At 45.8% G+C, this 563-nt stretch carries 1 tRNA gene and 1 rRNA gene; both read right to left on the minus strand.

From position 1 onward, the window contains the following. Window positions 1-203 precede the first annotated feature (203 nt). Window positions 204-276, minus strand: a tRNA-Ala gene (locus tag OCV96_RS19395). A gap of 6 nt (window positions 277-282) precedes the next feature. Beyond that, window positions 283-400: ribosomal RNA gene (rrf, locus tag OCV96_RS19400) — 5S ribosomal RNA — on the minus strand. Window positions 401-563 lie beyond the last annotated feature (163 nt).

A 563-nucleotide genomic window follows, 5' to 3' on the forward strand; every position in this document is an offset into this window, starting at 1 on the left:
GCTTGCGCGATTCCCGCCAACCAGTTCTTCACATCTAGCGTGATGTTACTTTAGGTTTTGTTTCGTTTTGCTTGTTTGATCTTACATCTCTGCAAGATCCCTCGGATGTCTTGTTATATCGTTTTGCAAACTTGATATAATAGATTTAATATTTCAATATTCGGTTTTCAAGGAACAAATTTCAACAAGTAAAACTTGTTGAGTGGAGATAAAGGGATTCGAACCCTTGACCCCCTGCTTGCAAGGCAGGTGCTCTCCCAACTGAGCTATACCCCCATGGGAATCTGGCAGCCACCTGCTCTCCCATACCGTCTCCAGTATAGTACCATCGGCCGCTTAGGTCTTAACCATCGTGTTCGGGATGAGAACGGGTGTGTCCCCTAAGCGCATCGCCACCAGAAGTGTTCTTATTTCGGATTTCCTCACTGGCGATGCGCTTTGCGCATAACCACCAGTTCGTTATCCTTTTTCTTGATTTACCTCTTTGGCAAATCAACAGTAATGCAACCCCTACTTCTTCCGTTTCCTTAGAAAGGAGGTGATCCAGCCGCACCTTCCGATAC

The sequence above is a fragment of the Waltera acetigignens genome (assembly GCF_025567015.1).
Taxonomy (GTDB): Bacteria; Bacillota; Clostridia; order Lachnospirales; family Lachnospiraceae; genus Acetatifactor; species Acetatifactor acetigignens.